Origin of the sequence: Nonomuraea terrae (genome assembly GCF_004348995.1) — a bacterium.
In the GTDB taxonomy this organism is placed as follows: Bacteria; Actinomycetota; Actinomycetes; order Streptosporangiales; family Streptosporangiaceae; genus Nonomuraea; species Nonomuraea terrae.
Genome location: NZ_SMKQ01000116.1, coordinates 21,524 through 27,524 on the forward strand (window position 1 = coordinate 21,524; position 6,001 = coordinate 27,524).

Below are 6,001 nucleotides of genomic sequence, written 5' to 3' on the forward strand. Positions count from 1 at the left end.
GGGTCTCGCCTTCCGAGATGGACTGATGTCTGGTCTGGGTCGCCCTTCCATCCTGGTAGCTAGCCGTAGAAAACGCATCTCTACTGGCTGGTAACCAGAGTGTCCCTGCTGGCAGGGCCATCTTCGATGGCCTAGACCACCGATGGTAGGACGAATCGCCACCAAAGGTTACATCCCGGGACCAATTTAACAAGACAGGAAAACGGGCGAAATTTCGCTCAGATGCCTGTGCTGGGCCCGGGCCTCAGGGGCGTACTCTGTCCCATCCCCCGATCGGGGGAGGTTCATCCGCGACGGCGCGGATGCGAGCCGCGAGTCTAGCCCCCGGCGACAGTGGTGGGCCGGCGAGGGTGACGACGCCTGACCGGAGGAGACGTTCCGTAGCCGTCCGGTCTCCCGGTGTGGCGAGCCGCCCTGGAGAGTCGTCACCGAGGGCGCGCAACGTGACCTCAGTGCCGCGTAACATTTCCATCAATTTTGCCCCTGCCCCTAGAGAAGGGGCAAAACTTGCGAATCTCGCTTTTCGTCCGGCATTCCGCGTACCAATCTGGAGGTATGAAGGCGACCGTAGGAGACCGGCTCCTGGTACACGGGAATACCGTTGGCGAAAGGGACCGGACAGGAGTAATCACAGAGGTCATGGGGCCTGACGGCGAGCCTCCGTACACCGTGAGGTTCGACGACGGACACACCGTCGTGGTGTTTCCCGGGCCGGATGCCCTCGTCGTACATACGTAAGATTTTCACGTGAGATCCGAAATCATCAGTGTGGCTACGGGTTCGCGTGAGAGGGTGCACGACATCACGTCCGAATGCGCCGCATTCGTACGTGCGGAAGGAGACGGACTGCTGCACGTTTTCGTGCCGCATGCCACGGCGGGCGTGGCGCTGCTGGAGCTGGGCTCCGGCAGCGACGACGACCTGCTCGCGGCCCTGGGTGATCTGTTGCCGGCCGACGACCGCTGGCGTCACGCCCACGGGTCGCGCGGCCACGGCAGGTCGCACGTGATGCCCGCGATCATCCCGCCGTACGCCACCATCCCCGTGCTGGACGGGCGAATGGCGTTGGGCACGTGGCAGTCGGTCGCTCTCGTGGACCTGAACGTCGACAACCCGCAACGTCAGGTTCGCCTGTCGTTTTTGTCTGATTGATTCTGGCCGAGTACGGCCGTACCCGTGGCGACCGTTGACGACTGAGGGTCACAGCGTGTGGACTGTGCCGAAGCGATAAACCGCATAAGCGGGGCCACTCAAGCAGGAGGGATAAACGTGAGCGCGACCGCGGGTCAGGCGCAGGGCGAGCGCGGCCTGGCCGAACGACTCGGCCTCAAGCCGGGTCAGGTGGTGCAGGAGATCGGTTGGGACGAGGATGTCGACGACGAGCTGCGCGACTCCATCGAGGACCTGACCGGCAACGAGCTGCTGGACGAGGACAGTGACGACGTCGTCGACGTGGTGCTGCTGTGGTGGCGCGACGGCGACGGGGACCTGTTCGACGCTCTGACCAACGCCATGCGAGCACTCGCCGACGGCGGCCAGATCTGGCTGCTCACTCCCAAGGCCGGGCGCGAGGGCCACGTGGAGCCGAGCGACATCGGGGAGGATGCGGCGACCGCGGGTCTCTCACAGACCAGCACCATCTCCGCCGCACCCGATTGGTCGGGGACGAGGCTGGTCACACCGAAGGGCCGCCGGTAGGGAGCCCGAGCGCCTGCCGTACGGCAGGATGGTGACCGTGAACGCGCATCCTGCCGAGGTCGGCGCCCCGGCTCCGGATTTCGAGCTGCAGGACCAGCACGGCACCCCGGTGAGTCTGTCCCGGTTCCGGGGGCGCAAGGTCGTGCTGGTCTTCTACCCGCTGGCGTTCAGCGGGGTCTGTCATGGTGAGCTGTCCGCGCTGCGCGACCATCCGATCGAGGACGCGCAGGTGCTGACGGTGTCCGTCGACTCCATGTTCACCCACCGGGCATGGGCCGATCGCGAGGGCTTCAGGTTTCCGCTGCTCTCCGATTTCTGGCCGCACGGACAGGTCGCCCGGGCGTACGGTGTCTTCGATGAGACGAAGGGGTTCGCCCTGCGGGGGACCTTCATCATCGACGGCGAAGGCGTGATCCGGTGGTCGGTGGTCAACCCGGTCTCCTCGGCGCGCGACGTCGCCGACTACGTCAAGGCACTCGCCGTCATCTCTTGACCCTCTCGGAGGAAGCGATGCCCTGCTACCGCTGCGGGGCCCGGCAGACGGACCCGGTGCGCGGGGCGAGCCCGTGGCAGCGCGGGGTGCGCCAGGAGTCGCAGGTGCTGATCTGCCCGGGCTGCCAACGGCTGCACGACCTCGACCTCGACTCCTGCGCCACGTGCGGGTCCACGGCGCTGATCTGCCGGCTGGGCGAGGTGGAGTGCCGGTCCTGCGGGGCCGTGCGGATGGCCCGCGCGACGCTCGGCAAGCCCGCCGGCGCGGCGCCGCCCGGCCTGTCGGCTGAGGTGGAGGCGGCCCTCAACCGCGTCCTGGGGCGCGCCTGAGCCCCTGGGGCGCCTCCGGGCCTCCATGGGGCCGGGGTGCCGCGCCGTGCGTCCCTTCCGGGCGGTCTGAGGGCTTTGTGATGGTGCCGTACGGCGGCCGGCCACGGCTGCGGCGGACAACCGACGGCCTTTCCGGACATTTGATGAGCTGCGATATCGTCTCCTTCCGTGTCCGCTAATTCGTTCGTCGTCGCGCTCGACGTCGGTGGCACGTCCATGAAGGGCGGCCTGGTCAGCGATTCCGGTGCGGTGCTGCTGAGCGAGCGGCGGCCCACACCCCGGGCGGACGGCCCGGACGCGGTCGTGGCCGCCATCTCCACCTTCATCAGCGACCTGGCCGGCTCGGGCGACGGCGCTCCGGCCGGCGTCGGCCTGGCCGTGCCCGGGCTGGTGTCCGAGCACTCGGCCATCTACGCGACGAACCTGGGCTGGCGCGACGTCCCCGCCACCGCCTTCACCACCCTCGACGTCCCGGTCATGCTGGGGCACGACGTACGCACCGGGGGCCTGGCGGAGAGCACCCTCGGCGCCGGACGCGGGCTTTCCGACTTCCTCTTCCTGCCCATCGGCACGGGCATCGCCGGCGCTCTGATCATCCGCGGGGAGCCGTACGGCGGCTCCTCCGGCTGGGCCGGCGAGATCGGGCACACCCCCGTGTTCCCGGACGGCGAACAGTGCGCGTGCGGCCAGTTCGGCTGCCTGGAGACGTACGCGTCGGCGGCCTCGGTGGGCCGGCGTTACAGCCAGCGGGCGGGCCTCGAGGGCGTCCGGGCCGAGCAGGTGGTCTCCTCCGACGACCCGATCGCCATCGAGGTCTGGGACGAGGCCGTGGAGGCCCTGTCGCTGGCCCTGGCCACGTACACGCTGCTGCTCGACCCCTCGGTGATCGTCCTCGGCGGTGGGCTGGCCGAGGCGGGTCCCGCCCTTTTCGACCCCGTACGCACGCGGCTCGTCAAGCGCCTGGCCTTCCGCGAGGCGCCCCCGCTGATCCCGGCGGCGCTCGGGGTCGACGCGGGCATGCTGGGAGCGGCCCTCCTGGGCTGGCGCGCGGCCGGCCGCCCCGAGCTGGGGCCGGGCTGGGCCGTGGATGTGCGATCGGAGCCCTTGGTGTCGTAAGGTGTAGTGCCGATCAGGGGCGGTTAGCTCAGCGGTAGAGCACTCGCCTTACAAGCGAGGGGTCACTGGTTCGAACCCAGTACCGCCCACCAGCAGGAAGAGCCCCATCTCCGATCATGGAAACGGGGCTTCGTGCTTTGGCCGGTCCTGGCGACCTCTTTCGAAGATGTCCCGGCGATCTGAGTGATCTTGCTGTTCATCGCGTCGGCGATCTTCCGGTCGGCTTCCGCCGTGCTGGTGGATCAGCGCAGCGCGTGACCACCCGGGCGACCGGGCTCCCCGAACGTCCGCTCCCGCCCTTGGTGAAGACCATGACCGCCGGCGCCGTCGAGATTCTCACCACTGCCATCCCGATAGGCTCATGCCGTGCGCAAACGGGGCAAGAAGCCGAGGAAGAGCAAAGCTGATTGGTACGCGGTGCGGTGCGTCTTCCGCTGGCGGGAGCCGTACGACAGTTATGAGGAGCGCATCACGGTCTGGCGGGCCACTTCCCTGGAGGAAGCCGTCGAGTTGGCCGAGCAGGAGGCCGCCGAGTATTGCGAAGCGGGCCCGTACGAGTACCTGAACCTGGCGCAGGCCTACCACCTGGCGGACGAGGCGATCCAGACCGGTGCGGAGGTCTTCTCCCTGCTACGAGACAGCGACCTCGCGCCGCGGGACTACCTGGACGCATTCTTCGACACCGGCGCCGAGCGCCAGGCCCACTGGGCCGAGGACGAGCCCCACGCACAGAAGAAGTGACGATTCGAGCGACGCCCCATCGTCGGCATGTCGATCGCGAGCGGCCTCGGTCTCGGCCACGGCCACGGCCACGGCCGCGGGTGTCGCAGGCCGAGGCACGTCGCTGTTGGTGACGGCGGTTCGGACAGCGTCCACCAGCTCATGAGCGCAGTGTGGGCAGGCGCTCTGACAATCCCGCCGACCCGAGGACAAGCCCCGTCTCCGAGCATGGAAAACGGGGCGTCGTGCCGTCAGCCGGTGCGGCTCGCGTCAGCGGGTCGCGCGCGCGGCCGGGTCAGACGGCTTCCAGGTTCTGGATCTGGAACTGGAAACCGGTCGGGAGGGGTTCGCCGCTGCGGCGCCAGCCGGAGGCGGCGTAGAGGGCGTCGAACTCCGCGAGGTCGCGTTCCTGGCCGGGGAGCATGGCGAGCATGTGCATGTCGGCGAGCGGTTCGAAGCCCGGTGTCCCGAGGGGGCCGATCACGTTCTCCACGACCAGCGCGCGGGCGCCTGGGCGGGCCGACGCGCGGCAGTTGCGGAGGATGTTGACGCAGTCCTCGTCGTTCCAGTCGTGCAGCACCATTTTGAGCAGGTAGAGGTCGGCTGCGGGGACGCTGTCGAAGAAGTCTCCGCTGACGGCGGCGAAGCGGTCACCGAACCCGTCCTTGTCGCCCGCTTCCTGGGCGCCGGCCGTGGCGTGCGGCAGGTCCAGGCTGATGCCGCGCAGGTCCGGGTGGGCCGCCAGGAGCCCGCGGACCAGTGCGCCGCTGCCTCCGCCGACGTCCACCACCAGCGAGATGCCGGTGGTGTCGATGGCGGTGAGCAGGTCCTGGTTCAACTGCGCCGACATTCCGGCCATGGCGACGGAGAACAGTTGGCCTTCCTCGGGATGCTGCCCCAGGTACGTGAAGAAGTCCGTGCCGAGGGCGCTCTCGATCTGGGTGCCGCCCTTCCTGACGGCCTCCGGCATGCGCTCCCAGGCCCGCCAGTGCGACGGGCCCGTCCAGGTCAGAGCCAGCTCCCGGATCGTGTTCGGCACCCCCTCGCGCAACAGTTCACTCATCGGCGTGCCGGTGAACCGGTGGTCGCCGACATGCGACACAAGCCCGAGCGAGGCGCAGGCGCGCAACAGCCGGTAGGTGGCTCGGGGATCGCTCGACTCCCGCGTCGCGATCTCCTCCGCGGTCAATGTGGCCCCGGCAAGGTGGTCCGGGATGGAGAGGTCCACAGCGGTACGGACGATCTGGCTCACCCAATAACCGCTCAACATGCCCAGCAAGGTCACCGCGATCGGGGTTTCAGGGGCTGGAGTGCCCGCAGTCTCCGTCATGAGAAAACACCGTTCTCTTTGGATCGTTCCTGAAAAAGTGCGCCCATGCGAGGGGCTGTCGGCCCTGGCGCCGTTGAACCGGCGCCCGGATCACAGCGTCATCTTCCACGGGCAAGGTGAGGCCGGGTACGGCAGGGGTCCCTGATGCCCAGGCCGGGCGGTGTGAGCTTCAGGCGGCGGTGGGCGCCGTAAGAAAGCGGTTGGGCTCCCAGGCCGCTCCGGTGGGTGGGGAACGGCGAACGGCATGGCCTGGGCGAACCCGGGCCATGCCGTTCAGCTGGTGACGGTGGGGTCAGGAGGCGGTGGGGCGGTAGG

General features: G+C 68.7%; 8 protein-coding genes and 1 tRNA gene. 8 read left to right on the forward strand and 1 reads right to left on the reverse strand.

Annotated features, from left to right (window positions below; all coding sequences use genetic code 11):
- The first annotated feature begins 555 nt into the window (after window positions 1-555).
- The 8 genes from E1286_RS29370 (at window position 556) to E1286_RS29405 (ending at window position 4,377) form a co-directional block, all read left to right on the forward strand.
- Window positions 556-738, forward strand: coding sequence for a DUF1918 domain-containing protein (locus E1286_RS29370; RefSeq protein WP_132617618.1), 183 nt, complete (start codon window positions 556-558; stop codon window positions 736-738).
- A gap of 9 nt (window positions 739-747) precedes the next feature.
- On the forward strand, window positions 748-1,152 hold the full coding sequence (locus tag E1286_RS29375; RefSeq protein ID WP_132617620.1) for a secondary thiamine-phosphate synthase enzyme YjbQ: 405 nt from the start codon (window positions 748-750) through the stop codon (window positions 1,150-1,152).
- 117 nt (window positions 1,153-1,269) lie between these two features.
- Window positions 1,270-1,698: a DUF3052 domain-containing protein gene (locus tag E1286_RS29380; RefSeq protein ID WP_132617622.1), complete on the forward strand. Its 429-nt coding sequence runs from the start codon at window positions 1,270-1,272 to the stop codon at window positions 1,696-1,698.
- 28 nt (window positions 1,699-1,726) lie between these two features.
- Window positions 1,727-2,191: a peroxiredoxin gene (locus tag E1286_RS29385; RefSeq protein ID WP_132617624.1), complete on the forward strand. Its 465-nt coding sequence runs from the start codon at window positions 1,727-1,729 to the stop codon at window positions 2,189-2,191.
- Between the two features lie 17 nt (window positions 2,192-2,208).
- Window positions 2,209-2,520: a hypothetical protein gene (locus E1286_RS29390; RefSeq protein WP_132617626.1), complete on the forward strand. Its 312-nt coding sequence runs from the start codon at window positions 2,209-2,211 to the stop codon at window positions 2,518-2,520.
- A gap of 168 nt (window positions 2,521-2,688) precedes the next feature.
- Window positions 2,689-3,636 (forward strand): ROK family protein, encoded by a 948-nt coding sequence (locus tag E1286_RS29395; RefSeq protein WP_246075286.1) that lies wholly within the window; start codon window positions 2,689-2,691, stop codon window positions 3,634-3,636.
- A gap of 17 nt (window positions 3,637-3,653) precedes the next feature.
- Window positions 3,654-3,728, forward strand: a tRNA-Val gene (locus E1286_RS29400).
- A gap of 274 nt (window positions 3,729-4,002) precedes the next feature.
- A complete protein-coding gene (locus E1286_RS29405; protein ID WP_132617630.1) occupies window positions 4,003-4,377 on the forward strand; it encodes a hypothetical protein in 375 nt (124 codons plus the stop codon).
- Window positions 4,378-4,651: 274 nt separating this feature from the next.
- Here the strand turns inward: E1286_RS29405 and E1286_RS29410 are convergent, their stop codons facing one another.
- A complete protein-coding gene (locus E1286_RS29410; protein ID WP_132617632.1) occupies window positions 4,652-5,686 on the reverse strand; it encodes a methyltransferase in 1,035 nt (344 codons plus the stop codon).
- Window positions 5,687-6,001 lie beyond the last annotated feature (315 nt).